Genomic DNA, 18590 nt, shown 5'->3' with positions numbered 1-18590 from the left:
GTCGCCGACCCTTCTGCCTTCGCGAGGTGCCTGTGGACGAACCGGAAACCACCGATCGACCGAGTTTGGTGCGGCCGTACACCCTGACGGCCGGCCGCACCGACTCTCGGGTGAACATTCCGCTGGAAGCACCGGTGAAAAAAACCGACACGACCCGTGAACCGCGCTGGACTGGGCACGATGTCCGCGCACAGATCGTAGAGTTGTGCACCGGCACTCCCTCGGTTGCCGAGATTGCCGCTCATTTATCTCTCCCGCTCGGCGTGGCGCGCGTGCTGATCGGGGACTTGGTGACGCAGGGTTATCTTCGGGTGGAAGCCACCCTTGATGACTCGGCGAGCTTCGACGAACGCCGCGAATTGATTGGAAGGACCCTGCGTGGCCTACGAGCCCTCTGAATCCCGCTCGGCCTCCGGCGGCGGCGCCCCCCGGCGTGGGGCCGCCTCTACGAAGATCGTCATTTCTGGCGGGTTCGGCGTGGGGAAGACGACATTCGTCGGCGCGGTCTCCGAGATCATGCCCCTGCGCACCGAAGCGTTGGTCACCAACGTATCCGAGGGTGTCGATGCCTTGGACGGCACTCCGGACAAGCGCACCACGACGGTCGCGATGGACTTCGGCCGGATCACGCTGGACGAGGATCTGGTGCTGTACCTGTTCGGTACGCCCGGGCAGCGACGGTTCTGGTTCATGTGGGACGACCTGGTGCGTGGTGCGATCGGTGCGATCATCCTGGTCGACGTCCGTCGCCTGCAGGACAGCTTCGCGGCGGTCGACTTCTTCGAGGCCCGCAAGCTGCCGTTCATCGTCGCGGTGAACGAGTTCGACGACGCGCCGAAGCATCCCACCCAGGCGGTGCGCAAGGCTTTGGCACTGCCCGAGCACATCCCGGTGGTCGCCGTGGACGCCCGCGACCGCAACTCGGCCAAGGCTGCGCTGATCGCGGTTACCGAGTATTCGTTGAGCACGCTTTCCGCGTTGCCTGGCTGACCCGTGGTAGCCGACGAAACCGCCTGGACGGACCGGGAATTCACCGGTCATGATTTCCGCGACGAAGATCTGAGCCGGTTGCGCACCGAGCGCGTGGTGTTCACCGAGTGCAATTTCAGCGGCGTCGACCTGTCCGAGTCCGAGCATTCCGGTTCGGCGTTCCGCAACTGTAATTTCCGCCGCGCCACGCTGTGGCACAGCACGTTCACCAACTGCAGCCTGCTGGGTTCGGTGTTCACCGAGTGCCGGTTGCGGCCGATCAGGATTGTCGAGTCGGATCTGACCCTGGCCGTGCTGGGCGGTTGCGATCTGCGGGGCGTGGACCTGTCGGGCTGCCGGTTACGCGAAGCCAGTCTGGTCGGGGTGGACCTGCGCAAGGCGGTGCTGCGGCAGGCGGACCTCACCGGAGCACGGGTGCAGGACGCCAAGCTCGACGAGGCGGATCTGCGCGGCGCCCGCGTCGACCCCACCTTCTGGACCACTGCGAAGCTGCGCGGCGCCAAGATCGATATCGCCCAGGCGCTGGCCTACTCGGCCGCCCATGGCCTCGACGTCCACGGCGGGTAGAACTCAGCCGGCCTTGAGGCGGATCCGCCAGCGAACGAACCCGGTGTAGACGATGCAGAGCAACACCAGGATGCCGATGTTGATCAGCCACGCACTCGGGGTGTGCTTCCAGAACGAATCGGCGGGCAGCAGCGGCGGCGGCACCAGGCGGGTCAGGTCGACGGTGGAGGCAGAGGCCGCGAAGCCCCAGCGCGCCGGGGTGATCCAGGACAACTGATCGAGCCCCACGCGGTCGGTGACCGGGATCATGCCGCCAGAGAACACCAACTGGCTCATCACGGTGACCACCAGCAGAGGCATGATCTGTTCGGCCGATCGGGCCAGCGCCGACAGCGCCAGGCCCACCATCGCCGAGGCCACACACGTCATGGAGATGTCGATGAACAACTCCAGGCTGCGGCCGCCGAGGAACGCGCCGCTCTCGACTGCGCCTGGGCCCCAGCCCTTTCCGAGGATCGTGATCACCGTGACGATGGCCGACTGGATCACCGCGAACACGGCGAACACCGCGATCTTGGCCAGCAGGTAGGCGGTCGTCGACAGACCGACCGCCTGCTCGCGACGGAAGATCGCCTGCTCGCCGATCAGCGCCCGGATGGTCAGCGCGGTACCCATGAAGATCGCGCCCACGTTGAGCATCACCAGGATCTGGCCCGGTTCGTTGGGTGCCTCGCCGCCTTGGACTGCCGGCACCGGCAGACCGAATCCGACATCACCGGGCACCGACAGCGACAGCACCCCCATGATGAACGGCAGCATCAGCAGGAACGCGGTGTAGCCGCGGTCGGACACGATCAGCCGGACTTGCCGCCGGGCGATCGTGGACAGCTGCCGGAACAGGCTGGTCTTGGCCGGCTCGCCCAGGTCGCCGGGCTGTGCCGACGACGCCGCTGCCGCCGGTGCCGGGCCGGTGCGCGCCAGATACTTGCGGTGGGCCTCGGCCGGGTCGCCGGCGACGGTGCTGAAGATGTCGGCCCAGTTGGTGGTGCCGAGTTCCGGGCCGATCTGGTCGGGCGAGCCGCAGAAGGCGGTCTTGCCGCCGGGCGCCAGCAGCAGCACCTGATCACACACGTCGAGGTAGGTCAGCGAGTGGGTGACGACCAGCACCACACGGCCGGCGTCGGCCAACTGGCGCAGCATCGTCATCACCTGACGGTCCAGTGCCGGGTCCAGACCGGAGGTGGGCTCGTCGAGGATCAGCAGTGACGGACCGGTCAGCAGCTCCAGCGCCACCGAGGCACGTTTCCGCTGCCCGCCGGACAGCTTGTCGACGCGGGTGTCGAGGTGCTTGGTCATCTCGAGTTCTTCGAGCACCTGCATGACGACCTGTTCGCGGTCTTCCTTGGTGGTGTCGGGCGGCAGTCGCAGTTCGGCGGCGAACATCAGCGCCTGGCGCACGGTCAGCTGCCCGTGCACCACGTCGTCCTGCGGGACCATCCCGATCCGGGAGCGCAGCGAGGCGTACTCGGCGTGGACATCGTGGCCTTCGAAGGCGACGGTGCCGGTGGTCGGATGGGTGTAACCGGCGACCTGTTTGGCGAACGTCGATTTGCCGGCGCCGGACGGGCCGATCACCGCGGTCAGGGTGCCGGGCCGGGCGTCGACGGAGATGCTGTCCAGCAGGGTCTTGTTGCCCTCGATGGTCCAGGTCAGGCCGCGGACTTCGAGCCCGCCGGTGCGGGTGTCGGCCTCGGTTTCGCTGCGGCGGACCAGGGTGCCGCCGGTGAACACCAGGTCGACGTTGCCGATGGTGATGACGTCCCCGTCGTGCAGGACCGCCGACTCGACCCGTGCGCCGTTGAGGAACGTGCCGTTGATGCTGCGCTCGTCGCGGATCTCGGTGCCGCCGGGCAGCGGGATCAAGGTGGCATGGTGCCGCGAGGCCAGTACGTCGGGGATGACGATGTCGTTGTCGGTGTTGCGACCGATCTTCACCGCACCTGCCGGCGCGGGCGTGGTGCGCCCGGGCCGCAGGATCTTGAGCATGCTGGTCGCGATGTTGCCGCCGGGCTCACTGCTACCGCGGTCCGAGCCGGCGGCCGGACCCATCGTGGTCGGCGCCGCGGCTGGGTTCGAGTTGCGTACCGGTGGGGGCTGATAGGCCTGTGGCCCGGGATACCCACCCTGCGGGCCGCTCGGGTAGCCGCCCTGCGGACCGCTGGGATATCCGGTGGGCGGTGTCGGGTAGCGCGGTTGGGGACCGGACGAGTAGCCGGGGCGCTGGGCCGCGGGCGGCTGACCGTACTGCTGCCGGCCCGGGGCGGCCTGGGTGGGCCAGGCGCCGCTGGGTCGGTTCACGATCGGCACCGCCGCGGTCGGGGTGCGGCCGACGGCGCCCTGATGCCGGCCGACCTCGAACGTCAGCTGCGGACCGTCCGGGTTGCCGATGTTGACGACCTGGCCGTCGTGGATGTCGATCGTGGGCACCCGCCGGCCGTTGGCATACATGCCGTTGAGGCTGCCGTTGTCGATCGCGACCCATCGGCCTTGGTCGAAACGCAGCACCACGTGGGCACGCGAGATCAGCGGGTGGGCGATGCGGACGTCGGCGCGGAGGTCTCGGCCGATGACGACATCGCTGCCTGGGGCAAAGGTACGGGTCGAACCGTCGTAACGAACGGTCAGCGCAGGGCTCATCGCGCTCAACTCTATCGGTTGTTTTCACCGGGGCTGGGCCGTTGCCGCGACGTCGCGGCGTGTGACGATGGCACGCATGGGTTCTGAAGGTGCGCAGAAGGCGGCTGTCCGGGTGCTCGGCGGGCTGCGGCAGGTGGGCACGGTCCTGGCCGGTGCGGCAGTGGTGTGGTTGGTGTGGGCCGTGGCGTTGAGCGCCTGGGCGCGGCTGGTTGCACCGCGCAGTGCAGGTGAAAGCGACTGGTACGTATTCGGCCTGCACCGCTGGGGCGACGCATTGCCGGGCCGGATGGCGCTGGCGGTGACGGTGATCGCGCTGGTGCTGCTCGCGGCGATGGCCTACAGCGGGTGGCGCGGACGCACGGACCGTGATCTGGCTGCCACCCCGGTCGGCGCGGCGAGCGTGGCGGCGCTGCTGGTCATCGCCTACATCAGTCAGGGCATTCCGGCGTTCTACCGCAAGGTGATGGACAGCGCCCCGGTCACCACGGCGTTGCCGCTCGGTGCGACAGCGTGGTGGTTGTGCCTGGCTGGTGCGGCGGCGGCGTTCCTGGCGGCACGCGCCTTCCCGCGCTTGGAACGCGGCTCGGTGAAGTTGCTGGCGATCGGTGCAGCGATCGCGGTTGTGGTTGCCGCGGTGGTGACCGTGGGTGCGTTGCGCGCCGGTGACGACGGGCGTTTCGTGGACGCGACGACGGCGCCGGCAACCGATGTGCCCGCAATGCCCGCCGGCTTGGGGAAGCGGACGTTCACCGTGTCGGTGCCCGATGCCTTCGGTGGCGATCAACGTGTGCCGGTGTATGACTTGGATTCTGCGGGCACCGGTTTCGCGGTGTATCGGGACGGCCGCATCACGGCCTACGGTTCTGACGGCAAGGAGCGCTGGCACTACGCGCGTACCGGCCCCGGCGGTGTGGGCGTCGACGGGATGCGAGTGGTCGACAACGGCGCCACGATTCTGGCGTTTCTCGGTGGTGGCCTGGTCGGCCTGGATGCCGTCACCGGCGAACATCTCTGGGCCAGTGACGATGCGGCCTTGCAGGAGGCGGCACGCGGACGTCTAAGTTCTGCGACCGGCCCGTTCATCGTGGGGTGGGATGACGAGCACATCTGGACGCGGTACGACAGCCGGAGCGGGCAGGCGATGTGGAGTGTGCCCGCACCGCATCCCGGCTGCGGCATCACCGAACCCGTCGTGACCGCCTCCGGGGTGGTGTCGACGGTCCAATGTGAAGACGGCAAGGTCTGGTTGAGCGTGCTCGATCCCGAAACCGGGCAAATCGGTTGGGACACAGTGCTGACGGAGAGAAAGATCGACCCGACGGCGCCGGTCGATCAGCGCTATCTCAGACTCGGGGCCAAGCCGGCCAACGGTATCGGGGTCTTCATCTCGCTGCACGGGGCCGGTGCACCCGACTCGGCCCGGTATGCCGATATCGTTCACCGCACCGTCACCGAATTGCCGGCAGACGGTCGCTTGGCCGAATCGTATGGTCCCAGTGACGATTTCGTGGTGTGGTTTCTGACTGACCGGACCACGCGGCTGACCCTGTTCGGGTCTGACGGTCGTCAACGGTGCCAGGTTCCCGACGGCGTCGAGCCGGTTCGGACGAACGTGCCGAGCCGGCGAGTCGACCAACCCGCCTACGTCGCGTTCCCCGACACATTGGTTCTCGCCGACCGCGGCGTCCGGGGCACGCCGGGATCGCTGCGTACGTTCGACGCGAGGACGTGCGCGCAGACCGCGACCGCGCCCGCCGACCTTGTGGAGGGTTTCGTTCCGGCGCCGGGTGCGGTGCTGGTGTTGCGGCGTGACGGGCAGACACTGCAGATCGACGGATACACCGCCTAGACAGGGGTATTGGCCAGGGCCGGCACGGCTGCTTCGGGGTAGCGGTCCTGGGCTTCCCAGACGTCGGCGGTTTGCACGGCCCAGAACACCGCGAACAGCACGATCAGGGTGAGTTCGGTGGCGATGACACCGAAGTGCCACCCCAGGACCAGTAGCACGATGCCGGCCACGACGGTGATCAGCATGAGCACAGCGATGGTGGCGTAGAACCGGGCCAGGTGGTGGCGCACGGCAGCACGTGCGTAACACGCGTGGTAGACCGCCACGAGTGTGATGGCCAGGAACATCGCCACTGCGGCGATGACGTGTGCGTGTTCGGCGAACCAGTCCCACAGCATCAGTGGGGCACCGGCGATGGCGATGGCCAATAGCGCTGCCGGTAGCCACTTTTCGGCCCGCAGCAATGCGGTGGCGACGGTCTTCCACAGGGTGGCGGCCTCGGCGCAGGACTGGGCGGAGGGCACGGGTGCGTTCTGCGGGCGCCGCCAGCGGTTCAGCGCCAGGTACATCCCGGTGCCGACGGCGACGGCAACGAACAGTGCGGCGACGTTGTTGGAGACGCCTCCGAACGGGTCGCTGACCGTGGGAAGCCACGGCCGGCACAGGTCGTCGGAACCGGTGGGAACCAGGGCGACGATGAAGGCCATGAACCCGGAGTAGTTCAACAGCGCGTCCTCGCCGACCCGGCTGCCCTTGTAGGCGATCAGACAGATGCCGATCGCGCACAGGGAAGCCAGGAACACCGCATGGGTGCGGGTGTAGAAGAACGCGCTGATCGACCCCTGTGGGCAGGTGTGTGCCCAGGTCAATGCCAGCGAGGTCAGCAGGAACACCACCAGAGCCACCAGGCCCACCCGTACGTAGCGGTAGGTCACCATGGTGTCGCTGAGGGCGTCTGTGCTCACTTCACGAGTGTGTCGGGGGCTCCCGTCACCACGCAATGGGTGTGGCTGTAGATGGTCGGCATGCACTCGTTGCAGTGCGTGCACAGGGATTTCACGGAACCCTTGGTTTCCTCGGCCTTGATCCGGTTGAGCAGATCCGGTTCGGCGAGCAGCGCGCGGCCCATCGCGACGAAGTCGAAGCCCGCCGCCATCGCCTTGTCCATGGTCTCGCGGTTGGTGATACCGCCCAGCAGGATGATCGGCATGCTCAGCTCGGCGCGGAACTTCTCGGCGTCGCGCATCAGGTACGCCTCGTGGTACGGGTATTCGCGGAAGAACTTGTGGCCGCTCATCCGGATGCCCCAGCTGATCGGGGGTTTGAAGTTCGCGGCGAATTCCTTGACCGGTGCGCCGCCGCGGAACAGGTACATCGGGTTGACCAGCGAGCTGCCCGCGGTGAGCTCGATGGCGTCCAGGCCGCCGTCCTCCTCGAGCCACTTGGCGGTCTGCAGCGACTCGTCCATCGGGATTCCGCCGCGGATACCGTCGCTCATGTTGAGTTTGGCGATGACGGCGATCTTGCGGTCGCCGTGCTTGTCGACGGCGTCGCGCACCGCACGCACCACGCCTCGGGCCACCTTCGCCCGGTTCTCCAACGACCCGCCGAACTCGTCGGTACGCCGGTTGATCAGCGGGGACAGGAACGAGCTGGCCAGGTAGTTGTGGCCGAGGTGGACCTCGACCGCGTCGAATCCCGAATCGATGGCCAGCCGGGCGGCGTTGGCGTGCGCTTCGGTGACGTCGCGGATGTCGTCGATGGTGGCCTTCTTGGCGAACCGCATCGACAGCGGGTTGAAGAACCGCACCGGCGCCAGCGCCTTGGCCTTGTTGGTTCGCGAATTGGCCACCGGGCCGGCATGGCCGATCTGGGCGCTGATGGCCGCGCCCTCGGCGTGGATGGTCTCGGTCAGTTTGGTCAGTCCGGGAACGGCCTCGGGCCGCATCCAGATCTGCCAGCCGTCGGTGCGGCCGCCGGGGGCCACCGCGCAGTAGGCGACGGTGGTCATGCCGACGCCACCGGCCGCGGGCAGCCGGTGATAGTTGATCAAATCCTCGGTGACCAGCGCGTTCGGCGTTGACGCTTCGAAGGTGGCGGCCTTGATGATGCGATTGCGCAGTGTCAACGGGCCGAGCTGGGCCTCACTGAATACATCAGTGAACACATTGGGCTGGGTGTTCATATGCTGAGCCTGCCACGTGGCTGACACAATGGCACCTGTGGGTTCCATCGTGTTGGACGGTAAGGCCACGCGTGACGAGATCTTCGTCGATCTCAAGCAGCGCGTCGCGAAGTTGACCGAAGCGGGCCGGACGCCCGGGCTCGGGACCGTGTTGGTCGGCGACGACCCCGGTTCACAGGCCTATGTGCGGGGCAAGCACGCCGACTGCGCCAAGGTTGGGATCAACTCGATCCGCCGCGACCTGCCCGCCGACATCACCCAGGCCCAGCTCGACGAGACCATCGACGAGCTCAACGCCAACCCGGACTGCACGGGCTACATCGTGCAGCTTCCGCTGCCCAAGCATCTCGACGAGAACGCCGCACTGGAACGCATCGACCCGGACAAGGACGCCGACGGCCTGCATCCGACCAACCTCGGCCGGCTCGTGCTCGGTAAGGCTGCACCGCTTCCGTGTACCCCCCGCGGCATCGTGCACCTGTTGCGCCGGTTCGACGTACCGATCGCGGGGGCGCACGTGGTGGTGATCGGGCGCGGGGTGACCGTCGGGCGGCCGATGGGCCTGCTGCTGACCCGTCGTTCGGAGAACGCCACCGTCACCCTGTGCCACACCGGAACCCGCGATTTGCCCGCGTTGACCCGGCAGGCGGACATCATCATCGCCGCGGTCGGGGTGCCGCACATGGTGACCGCCGACATGGTCAAGCCCGGCGCGGCCGTCGTCGACGTCGGTGTGAGCCGGGTGGACGGCAAGCTCACCGGTGACGTCGCACCCGATGTCTGGGACGTGGCCGGGCACGTGTCACCCAATCCGGGCGGAGTGGGGCCGTTGACGCGGGCGTTCCTGCTGACCAACGTCGTCGAGCTCGAAGAGTCGAAACTGGCGTGACAGTAAACGAATTCGTCCGCAAGGTGTTCGCCGGACAGTGGCCGATCCTGGTGGTCGGGCTGTTCTTCATCGCGGCGTTCGCACTGGTGGCGGCGGGCTACTGGCGCCGCGGGGCGCTGGTCATCGGGATGGGTGTGGGCGCTGCGGCCGCGCTGCGGCTGGCCCTGACCGACGAGCGGGCCGGGCTCCTGGTGGTGCGCTCGCGGACCATCGACTTCACGACCACCGCGACGGTATGTGCCGCCGTGCTCTACATCGCCTGGACCATCGACCCGCTGGGCACCTCGTAATTTTCTCGCCCGAGTGGCAAGTTCTTGCACTGAGCTGGGGAAACTCCGGGTAATAACTGGCCTTTCGGTGCACCGGCAAGGACCTAGATGCAAGGCGCCTGATGGGCTCGGCACTCGCGATCCTCACAGGAAATGCCCAGCGGGCAATATTGCCCAATAGGCAACAATTGGTCTAGCGTGGTGGCATGGAGCCGGGACTGCGGGAGCGTAAGAAGCTCGATACACGACGGGCGCTGAGCGATGCGGCGTTGACGTTGGCGTTCGAGCGCGGACTGGAGAACGTCACCCGCGAGGACATCGCCAATCTGGCCGGGGTCTCGCTGCGCACCTTCACCAACTACTTCGCCGGCAAGTACGACGCGCTGGCATACCGGCAGCAGGAGCGCTTGCGTCGCAGCATCGACCTGCTGAGGTCTCGCCCGGCAGACGAACCGCTGTGGACCGCGATCGCCGAGTCCGTGACCAGTCCGGTGGACGCCGATATGTCCGATGTCTACGGTGCGGAGAACGTGCTGCCGACCCGCCGGCAGCTGGCCGAGGTCCGAAAACTGCTGATGATCCCGGAGATACGCGATGCGACCTTCCGAGGGATGTCCGACGAGTGGGTGACGGCGATCGCCGAACGGACCGGCACCGACCCGGAACGCGATATGTATCCGCGGCTGGTGGCCGCCGTGGTGCGTGCGGTCGGCGATGTCGCGATGGACGAATACGGGATCGCCGATCCACCAGTGCCTTTCACGTCACTGCTGCGTAAAGGGTTCGCGGCGGTGGCCGCGGGCCTGCCTGAGCCAGGAGGGAAGAAATGAAAGATCAGGTAGACGTCGTCATCTGCGGCGCCGGTCCCAACGGCCTGCTGGTGGCGGGGGAGCTGGCGCTGGCCGGGGTGCGGCCGGTGGTGCTCGAGCAGCTGCCCGAGCCGAGCCCCGAACTCAAGGCGAATGGCATTGTCGGGCAGGCAAATCGCGTGCTCGATCTGCGGGGTCTGTATCGGACGCTCAGTGGATCGGGCGAGGCTCCGCAGCCTATGGGCGGCTACATATTCGCCGGCATGCAGGTGCCGTTCGCCGATGTTGTCGAGAACCCCATGTACGGCATGGTGATTCAACAGCCCAAGGTGGTGCGCCAACTGGTGGACTGGGTGCAGGGCCTTGGGGTCGAGATCCGTTGGGGGCACGAGCTCGTCGATCTCCAGCAGCAATCCGATGGCATCACCGTGGATGTCGCGGCATCCACGGGGAGCTACCGACTGTCGACCACCTACCTTGTCGGCGCCGACGGGGGCCGTAGTCCGGTCAGGAAGAAGGCCGACATCGAGTTTCCCGGGCTGACCTCCGAGGTGATCGCACGGGTGGCCCACATCAGCCTGCCGGAGGAGTTGCGTTCCGGCTACGGCGCGTTGAACATTCCCGGTGTCGGACATATCCCTTTCGGGCACAATCGGTTCGACGGCGGTGTACTGATCTATGCGGAATTCCAGCAGGGACGGTCGATGCTCGGGACCATCGAATACGGATCCATCCTGCCCGACGACGCGCCGGACCTGACGATCGACGAGTTGCGTGAGAGCGTGAGGCGAGTGGTCGGCGCTGACCTGCCGATCGCGCCCCCGGACGGGCCGGGACCACATGCCCTGCGCCGGATCAACGGACAGAACACCCGTCAGGCAGCGCAGTACCGGGCCGGTAACGTCTTCCTGGTGGGCGACGCCGCACATGTCCACTCGGCCATGGGTGGCCCCGGTCTGAACCTGGGACTGCAGGACGCCATGAACCTGGGATGGAAACTGGCCGCCACGGTGCAGGGTCGGGCACCCGACGGTCTGTTGGACAGCTACCACAGCGAGCGTTGGCCGGCGGGGCAGCGGGTGATGATGCAGGCGATGGCCCAGGCTGCCCTGATGGCTGCCGGTCCCGAAGTCACCGCACTGCGAACGCTTTTCGGTGAACTCCTGGCGACGCCGGACGGCTCGGCGCACATCGCCGGGGTGCTGGCCGGCTCGGATGTCCGTTACGACGTCGATGACGAGCATCGGCTGTCCGGATTCTTCGTCCCCGATTTCGTCCTGGATGACGGTCGCCGGATTGCCGAGTTGCTGCAGTCGGGGAGGCCGTTGTTGCTCGACCTGTCCGGCGGCGACTACGCCGACGTGATCGAAGGCTGGCGCGACCGGCTGGAGGTGGCGGTGGCGACCGCAGAAGACCGGCCCGCCGCGTTCCTGCTGATCCGGCCCGACGGCTATGTCGCCTGGGCGGCAGACGATGTCGCCGAGTCCGACCGAGACCGACTACGTGGTGCGCTGCAGCGTTGGGTTGGGCCGGAATCGGAACTGGATGCGCTCAGCGCCTGAGGGCGCGGCGCCGGAGCGGACTAGGTCAGGGTCGCTCGGATACCGACCGTGACGTAGGGCAGCGCCAGGCCCGATGAATGGGCCAGCGCCGGGTGGGTGGCCAGCAGTTCACGCACCTGCACCAGCGTCCGGGTGCGCACCCGCTCCGGTGAGGTGATGCAGTAGCTGCGTGAGGCCACCAGATCGATGAGGGCCTGGGGCGTCAGGTAACTCGTCCACTCCACCTGGCGGCGTTCGATTTCCCCGAATGGCTCGGCCAGCGCCACCTCGTTGTTCGGATCGTGCTCGGGCCCGATGATGCGGCCCAGATCCTTGACCCAGCCCGACCGCTCGTCGCGCGTGTTCCACACCAGGCCCAACCGGCCGCCGGGGCGCAGCACCCGGCTGACCTCTTTCACGGCCCGCTCGGGGTCGAACCAGTGCCAGGCCTGGGCCACCAGCACGGCGTCGACGCTGTTGTCGGCCAGCGGGATCTCCTCGGCCGTGCCCAGCAATGCCGGGGTGTCCGGCAACGAGTTCGACAGCAGCTCAAGCATTTCCGGGATGGGGTCGACGGCGATGACGTCCAGTCCGCGCTCGACGAGCCGGGTTGTCAGCTTGCCGGTACCTGCGCCCAGGTCCAGCACATCGCGTGCGTCCGCGGGCAGCAACCAGTCGATCGCCTCCGGCGGATACGACGGCCGGCCGCGTTCGTATGCCGCGGCCTCTGAGCCGAAGGACAGGGAACGCGCCTCGGGTGAGCTCACCGCTGTGCCAGCTCCAGGGTGCGGCGGATCAATTTGCCCACCACTTCCGTCTCGACCAGGAAGCCGTCGTGACCGTACTCCGAGTCGACGACGTCGAGGCCGTTGCAGCCGGGCAGCAACTCGGCCAGTTCCTGCTGGAGTCGAATGGGGTAGAGCCGGTCGGAGGTGATCCCGCCGACGATGACCGGCACCGGGCACCGGCGCAGCGCACTGGCGACGCCGCCGCGATCTCGGCCCACATCGTGGGTGGACAGCGCATCCGAGAGGATCACATAGGTACCCGGGTCGAAGCGGCGGGCCAACTTGCCGCCCTGGTACTCGAGATAGCTCTGTACCCCGTAGCGCCCACCGGTGGCCGGGTTCTCGTCGCCCTGGGCTTCGTTGCCGAAGCGCTCGTCGAGTTCCTCTTCGCCGCGGTAGGTCAGGTGCGCGAAGCGCCGGGCGATCTCCATCCCGGACAGCGGCGCCCGACCGGTGTCGTGGTAGTCACCGCCCTGCCAGTCCGGATCCGCCTTGATCGCTGCCACCTGCGTGCTCTGGGTGCCGATCTGGTCGGCGGTGGCGCGGGCCCCGACGGCCAGGACGAGACCGGCTCGCACCTCGTCGGGGTGTCCGACCATCCATTCGAGCGCCCGGGCTCCGCCCATCGAACCGCCGACCACCACGGCCACCTCGGTGATGCCCAAGGCGGCCAGTGCGGCCCGGTCGGCCTCGACCTGGTCACGGATCGTGATCTGGGGAAACCTTGAGCCCCAGGGCTTTCCGTCAGGGGCCAACGAGCCGGGCCCGGTGGAGCCGCGGCAACCGCCGAGCACATTGGTCGAGATCGCGCACCACTGGTCGGTGTCGATCGGGGCGCCCGGTCCGGCAACCCCGTCCCACCAGCCTGGGGTCGGGTGGCCGTCGCCGGCCGGTCCCGTGACGTGCGAGTCGCCGGTCAGCGCGTGCAGCACCATCACCACGTTGTCGCGTGCCGGGGACAGCTCGCCCCATCGCTGCACGGCGATCGACACGTCCGGCAGGACGATGCCGCTCTCCAGCGTCAGGGCACCGATGTGCACCACGCTGGTCTCGCCTTCGGCGGGCAACGGGAGGGTGGACACGGCGGGTTCTTCGGTGATCGTCATGCCGGTCTTCTCGCCGTCCTACAGCGTCGCCGCGGTCTGCGCGACGCCGCTGAACGGACGGGCGGCGGCGAATCCCTGCTCCAGGTCGGCGAGGATGTCGTCGATGCCCTCGATACCGACGGCCAGGCGAACCAGACCGGGTGTGACGCCGCTGGACAGCTGCTCCTCGGGGGAGAGTTGCGCGTGGGTGGTCGAGGCGGGATGGATCACGAGCGAACGCACGTCACCGATGTTGGCGACGTGGCTGTGCAGCGTCAGCGCGTTGACGAACGCCTTGCCCGCGTCCACACCGCCGGCCAACTCGAACGCGAGCACCGCGCCGGTGCCCTTCGGGGCGAGCTTCCGGCCCAGCTCGTACCAGGGCGAGGAGGGGAGTCCGGCGTAGTTCACCGATGTCACGCCGGACTGCCCGGCCAGATACTCGGCGACCTTCTGTGCATTGGCCACATGGCGTTCAACACGCAGCGACAGCGTTTCCAATCCCTGCGCGATCAAAAAGGCGTTGAAGGGTGACAGGGCGCTGCCCAAGTCGCGCAGGAGCTGCACCCGGGCCTTCAGTGCGTAGGCCGGCGCGCCGAGCTCGGCGAACACCACACCGTGGTAGCTGGGGTCCGGGTTGGTGAAGCCGGGGAAGCGCCCGCTGGCCGTCCAGTCGAAGTTGCCGCCGTCGACGATCACCCCGGCGATCGCCGAGCCGTGCCCGCCCAGGTACTTGGTCGCCGAGTGCACCACGATGTCGGCGCCGAGCGCGATCGGCTGGATCAGGTACGGCGTGGCGATGGTGTTGTCGACGATCAGCGGGACACCGTTGTCGTGCGCCACCGCGGACACGTTCGGGATGTCGAGGATGTCGATCTGCGGGTTGGAGATCGTCTCGGCGAAGAACGCCTTGGTGTTGGGCCGCACGGCGGCGCGCCAGCTGTCCGGGTCGTCGGGGTTGTCGACGAAGCTGACCTCGACACCGAGCTTGGGCAGGGTGTGCTGGAACAGGTTGTACGTGCCGCCGTAGAGGCGCGGGCTGGACACGATGTGGTCGCCGGCGCCGGCAAGGTTGAGGATCGCGAATGTCGACGCGGCCTGGCCGGAGGACAGGAACAGCGCCGCGACCCCGCCTTCGAGCGCGGCGACCCGCTGCTCGACGACGTCGGTGGTGGGGTTCATGATCCGGGTGTAGATGTTGCCCGGCTCGGCCAGGCCGAACAGAGCGGCGGCGTGGTCGGTGTCGCGGAACGTGTAGGACGTGGTCTGGTAGATCGGCAGGGCACGGGCGTTGGTGGCGCTGTCCGGGGTCTGGCCGGCGTGGACCTGCTTGGTCTCGAAAGACCAGTTGGCGTTCTCTGGGGTTGTCATGGCTGGGTCTCCTCGGTGAGGGGATCGGAAGGTAGAAGTGTGGTCGGTTACCGGGGGTCGCGCCTGTCGTCAGCGACGACAGGCAGCAGACACCAGCAATTCACGGACACATACATATGGCTGACCTCCATCAGGTTTCCCTGTCTGTCTGGGGGCCCGTACCTTCGGACCCGCGCTTGCCTTGCAGCCGGCCGGAAAAGTTCCGTCGACTGCTCAACCTGGTCATCACCCGGGGCACCCCACCGCGGTTGGAGGGTTGCCGGCCAGCAAGCCGGGGCTTGATGCTGACACTCATGACCGGCCTGCAGCTTATCGCAACGCGCGGAGGCCGTGCCAGTCGGTTGTTCGGGGTGTTTGCCTGTTCTGCGCCCGCGGGACTGGAACACGTTCGGATCGGTCGGCATATGGAGGTGTCGGACGCCTCGCTGCGCACTAAAGTTACTGGTCAGTAACGAAAGCTGCCCCGCCGCGGTTCTCGGCGCCCTTGTAGTCTGGCCCGCGATACGACAGCAGCGAATAACCGCGGGTGACAACGAGTGATCCTCGTCGAACCGAACCTGACGCCGGGAGAGCAACCATGACTGCCCAGCAGCCGACCATCATCTACACGCTGACCGACGAGGCGCCGCTGCTTGCGACGTACTCCTTCCTGCCGATTGTCCGCGCCTTTGCCGAACCGGCCGGTATCGATATCCAGACCAGTGATATCTCGGTGGCGGCCCGCATCCTGGCCGAGTTCGGTGATTACCTGACCGACGAGCAGAAGGTCCCCGACAACCTCGGCGAGCTGGGTCGACTCACCCAACTGCCCGACACCAACATCATCAAGCTGCCCAACATCAGCGCCTCGGTCCCGCAGCTGCTGGCCGCGATCAAGGAGCTGCAGGAGAAGGGCTACGCGCTCCCGGACTTCCCCGGTGATGCCAAGACCGACGAAGACAAGGCGATCCGCGACCGTTATTCGAAGATCCTCGGCAGCGCGGTGAATCCTGTTCTGCGCGAGGGTAACTCGGATCGTCGCGCTCCTAAGGCGGTCAAGGAATACGCGCGCAAGCACCCGCACAGCATGGGCAAGTGGTCGCAGGCCTCGCGTACCCACGTGGCCACCATGAAGACCGGCGACTTCTACCACGGTGAAGAGTCGCTGACGCTCGACAAAGCCCGCAACGTGCGCATGGAGCTGCAGACCGCCGGGGGCGAGACCATCGTCTTGAAGCCCGAGGTGAAGCTCGATGAGGGCGACGTCATCGACAGCATGTACATGAGCAAGAAGGCGCTCATCGAGTTCTACGAGGAGCAGATCGAGGACGCCTACAAGACCGGCGTGATGTTCTCGCTGCACGTCAAGGCGACCATGATGAAGGTCAGCCACCCGATCGTGTTCGGCCACGCCGTCAAGGTGTTCTACAAGGACGCATTCGCCAAGCACGAGAAGCTGTTCGACGAGCTCGGCGTCAACGTCAACAACGGCCTGTCCGATCTGTACTCCAAGATCGAGACGCTGCCCGCGTCGCAGCGCGAGGAGATCATCGAGGATCTGCACCGCTGCCACGAGCACCGCCCCGAGTTGGCCATGGTCGACTCGGCCAAGGGCATCTCGAACTTCCACTCGCCGTCCGACGTGATCGTCGACGCGTCGATGCCGGCGATGATCCGGCTCGGCGGCAAGATGTACGGCGCCGACGGCCGCACCAAGGACACCAAGGCGGTCAACCCGGAGTCGACCTTCTCCCGGATGTACCAGGAAGTGATCAACTTCTGTAAGACCCACGGTCAGTTCGATCCGACCACCATGGGCACGGTCCCCAACGTCGGCCTGATGGCGCAGAAGGCCGAGGAGTACGGCAGCCACGACAAGACCTTCGAGATCCCGCAGGCCGGGACGACCAAGATCGTCGACATCGACACCGGTGAGGTGCTGCTGAGCCAGGAGGTCGAAGAAGGCGACATCTGGCGCATGCCGATCGTCAAGGACGCCCCGATCCGGGACTGGGTCAAGCTGGCCGTCAACCGGGCCAGGCTGTCCGGAATGCCTGCCGTGTTCTGGCTCGACGACGAGCGCCCCCACGAGAACGAGCTGCGCAAGAAGGTCAAGGCCTACCTCAAGGAGGAGGACACCGAGGGGCTGGAGATCACGATCCTGCCGCAGGTGTGGGCCATGCGCTACACCCTGGAGCGCCTGATCCGCGGCCAGGACACCATCTCGGTGACCGGCAACATCCTGCGCGACTACCTGACCGACCTGTTCCCGATCCTGGAGCTGGGCACCAGCGCCAAGATGCTCTCCATCGTGCCGCTGATGGCCGGTGGTGGCCTGTACGAGACCGGTGCCGGTGGTTCGGCGCCCAAGCACGTGCATCAGCTGGTGGAAGAGAACCACCTGCGCTGGGATTCGCTCGGTGAGTTCCTCGCACTCGGCGCCAGCCTGGAGGATCTGGGCAACAAGTTGGGCAATGACAAGGCCAAGGTGCTGGCTACTGCGCTGGACACCGCGACCGGAGAGTTGCTGAACGAGAACAAGTCTCCGTCCCGCAAGACCGGAGAGCTCGACAACCGTGGCAGCCAATTCTACCTCGCGCTGTACTGGGCCCAGGCGCTGGCCGAGCAGACCGAGGACAAGGAGCTGGCCGCGCACTTCGCGCCGCTGGCCAAGGCGCTCGGTGAGCAGGAGCAGACCATCGTCGCCGAACTCAATGCGGCCCAGGGTAAGCCGGCCGATATCGGTGGCTACTACTACCCGGACGCCGAGAAGACCGCCGCCGTGATGCGTCCGAGCAAGACGCTCAACGACGTGCTGACGGCTTCCGAGAAGGCCTAGGTTTGGCGGCTCACCCCGTCGCGCGCGTTTGACCGACATGCCGGTCGACGAACTCGGTGATCACCCGGGTGATGGTGTCGGGTGCCTCGAACATCGGGACGTGTCCGACCCCCTTCAGGGTGGTGACGACGGCGTCCGGCGCCAGGCTGGCGGTGAAGTGCCGGGTGAACCGGGGTGCCGGTAGCACGCGGTCCTTCTCGCAGATCACCAGCTGCGTGGGGGTGCGGGAATTCCGGATCTCCATCAGGCCCGCGGTGGTCAGCGCCTTGAGCATGAGCTTGAAGTACGCCGGGCAGTGTGCCAGGTCCTCGATCAGGTCGTGTCGGTCGCTGTCATTGAGCGCTTCGGGAGTTGCGCTTACGGCCAGATAGGAGATCTGTTCGGACAGTGGCAGTTTCAGCACCTGCTGGCGCAGTGCCGCGGTGGCCAGCACGACCGGCAGTGCGGCCATGAACTTGGCGATGATCTCGTACTTGACCGGGGTGAACCGAGACCAGCCGCCCGCGGGGGCGATGCCGGTCAGGGTACGGGCGCGGCCGCGACGTTCCAGCTCGAACGCCACCCAGCCGCCCAGCGAGTTCCCGACGATGTGGGCGGTGCCCCAGCCGAGGTCGTCGAGTCGGCGTTCGATGTCGTCGGCCAGGGTCGCGACGTCGAGGAGCATCGGTGCATGTGCGCCGCCGTGGTGGCCGGCCATGGTGGGCGCGAACACCTCGTAGCGCCCGGTCTGCGCGAGTTGGGGTGCGACGTACTTCCACACGCTCTGCGACAGCAGGAACGGGTGCAGCAGCAGGATGGGCTCGCCCGAGCCGAGATGGATGGGTGCACGTTCAGCCATGCCGCCCGACATTA

The 18590-nt window shown here is 67.1% G+C and carries 16 protein-coding genes and 1 riboswitch; of the genes, 9 read left to right on the top strand and 7 right to left on the bottom strand.

The window, feature by feature from the left end; all coding sequences use genetic code 11:
• The first annotated feature begins 32 nt into the window (after positions 1-32).
• Genes G6N44_RS11080 through G6N44_RS11070 form a run of 3 tightly spaced genes read left to right on the top strand, consistent with a single transcriptional unit; the run spans position 33 to position 1557 of the window.
• The gene (locus G6N44_RS11080; protein WP_163663921.1) at positions 33-398 is read left to right on the top strand and encodes a DUF742 domain-containing protein; all 366 of its coding nucleotides are present in this window, start codon (positions 33-35) and stop codon (positions 396-398) included.
• Complete coding sequence (locus G6N44_RS11075; RefSeq protein ID WP_179964511.1) at positions 379-990, top strand: GTP-binding protein; 612 nt, start codon at positions 379-381, stop codon at positions 988-990. Before G6N44_RS11080 ends, G6N44_RS11075 begins: the two co-directional genes overlap by 20 nt.
• Positions 991-993: 3 nt before the next feature.
• Complete coding sequence (locus G6N44_RS11070; RefSeq protein ID WP_163663919.1) at positions 994-1557, top strand: pentapeptide repeat-containing protein; 564 nt, start codon at positions 994-996, stop codon at positions 1555-1557.
• Positions 1558-1560: 3 nt separating this feature from the next.
• Here G6N44_RS11070 and G6N44_RS11065 read toward each other — a convergent pair whose 3' ends face one another.
• A complete protein-coding gene (locus tag G6N44_RS11065) occupies positions 1561-4194 on the bottom strand; it encodes an FHA domain-containing protein (RefSeq protein ID WP_179964510.1) in 2634 nt (877 codons plus the stop codon).
• Positions 4195-4270: 76 nt separating this feature from the next.
• On the opposite strand from G6N44_RS11065, the gene G6N44_RS11060 reads away from it, so the two are divergent.
• Positions 4271-6043, top strand: coding sequence for a BamB-related PQQ repeat family beta-propellar protein (locus G6N44_RS11060; RefSeq protein WP_163663915.1), 1773 nt, complete (start codon positions 4271-4273; stop codon positions 6041-6043).
• Here the strand turns inward: G6N44_RS11060 and G6N44_RS11055 are convergent.
• Together G6N44_RS11055 and G6N44_RS11050 are read right to left on the bottom strand one after the other, a co-directional pair.
• Positions 6040-6921, bottom strand: a complete 882-nt coding sequence (locus G6N44_RS11055) for a diphosphate--fructose-6-phosphate 1-phosphotransferase (RefSeq protein ID WP_163669821.1) — start codon at positions 6919-6921, stop codon at positions 6040-6042. The genes G6N44_RS11060 and G6N44_RS11055 overlap by 4 nt on opposite strands.
• A 23-nt stretch (positions 6922-6944) precedes the next feature.
• Complete coding sequence (locus G6N44_RS11050) at positions 6945-8168, bottom strand: NADH:flavin oxidoreductase (protein ID WP_163663913.1); 1224 nt, start codon at positions 8166-8168, stop codon at positions 6945-6947.
• A 37-nt stretch (positions 8169-8205) separates the two neighbouring features.
• Here G6N44_RS11050 and G6N44_RS11045 point away from each other — a divergent pair, with 37 nt between their 5' ends.
• From G6N44_RS11045 to G6N44_RS11030, 4 genes are all read left to right on the top strand, one after another.
• The gene (locus G6N44_RS11045; protein WP_163663910.1) at positions 8206-9057 is read left to right on the top strand and encodes a bifunctional methylenetetrahydrofolate dehydrogenase/methenyltetrahydrofolate cyclohydrolase; all 852 of its coding nucleotides are present in this window, start codon (positions 8206-8208) and stop codon (positions 9055-9057) included.
• Positions 9054-9347 (top strand): DUF3017 domain-containing protein, encoded by a 294-nt coding sequence (locus G6N44_RS11040; protein WP_163663908.1) that lies wholly within the window; start codon positions 9054-9056, stop codon positions 9345-9347. Before G6N44_RS11045 ends, G6N44_RS11040 begins: the two co-directional genes overlap by 4 nt.
• Positions 9348-9532: 185 nt before the next feature.
• Positions 9533-10156, top strand: a complete 624-nt coding sequence (locus G6N44_RS11035; RefSeq protein ID WP_163663903.1) for a TetR/AcrR family transcriptional regulator — start codon at positions 9533-9535, stop codon at positions 10154-10156.
• On the top strand, positions 10153-11697 hold the full coding sequence (locus G6N44_RS11030; protein WP_163663902.1) for an FAD-dependent monooxygenase: 1545 nt from the start codon (positions 10153-10155) through the stop codon (positions 11695-11697). Before G6N44_RS11035 ends, G6N44_RS11030 begins: the two co-directional genes overlap by 4 nt.
• A 20-nt stretch (positions 11698-11717) precedes the next feature.
• Here G6N44_RS11030 and G6N44_RS11025 read toward each other — a convergent pair whose 3' ends face one another.
• From G6N44_RS11025 to G6N44_RS11015, 3 genes are read right to left on the bottom strand one after another with little or no spacing between them, the layout of a single operon-like run.
• A complete protein-coding gene (locus G6N44_RS11025; RefSeq protein ID WP_163663900.1) occupies positions 11718-12443 on the bottom strand; it encodes a class I SAM-dependent methyltransferase in 726 nt (241 codons plus the stop codon).
• Positions 12440-13570 (bottom strand): homoserine O-acetyltransferase MetX, encoded by a 1131-nt coding sequence (gene metX / locus G6N44_RS11020; protein WP_163663898.1) that lies wholly within the window; start codon positions 13568-13570, stop codon positions 12440-12442. The genes G6N44_RS11025 and metX overlap by 4 nt, the downstream gene beginning before the upstream one ends.
• Positions 13571-13588: 18 nt before the next feature.
• Positions 13589-14920: a bifunctional o-acetylhomoserine/o-acetylserine sulfhydrylase gene (locus G6N44_RS11015; protein ID WP_163663896.1), complete on the bottom strand. Its 1332-nt coding sequence runs from the start codon at positions 14918-14920 to the stop codon at positions 13589-13591.
• A 167-nt stretch (positions 14921-15087) separates the two neighbouring features.
• A riboswitch (SAM riboswitch) is annotated at positions 15088-15219 on the bottom strand.
• A gap of 278 nt (positions 15220-15497) precedes the next feature.
• Here G6N44_RS11015 and G6N44_RS11010 point away from each other — a divergent pair.
• Complete coding sequence (locus G6N44_RS11010) at positions 15498-17738, top strand: NADP-dependent isocitrate dehydrogenase (RefSeq protein WP_163663894.1); 2241 nt, start codon at positions 15498-15500, stop codon at positions 17736-17738.
• Positions 17739-17748: 10 nt separating this feature from the next.
• On the opposite strand, the gene G6N44_RS11005 is transcribed toward G6N44_RS11010, so the two are convergent.
• Positions 17749-18576 (bottom strand): epoxide hydrolase EphH, encoded by an 828-nt coding sequence (locus tag G6N44_RS11005; RefSeq protein WP_163663892.1) that lies wholly within the window; start codon positions 18574-18576, stop codon positions 17749-17751.
• Between the last annotated feature and the right edge of the window lie 14 nt (positions 18577-18590).

Origin of the sequence: Mycolicibacterium alvei, from assembly GCF_010727325.1 — a bacterium.
GTDB lineage: Bacteria > Actinomycetota > Actinomycetes > Mycobacteriales > Mycobacteriaceae > Mycobacterium > Mycobacterium alvei.
Note: the sequence above shows the minus strand (reverse complement) of the source record. Positions and strands in the feature narration are given on the sequence as shown.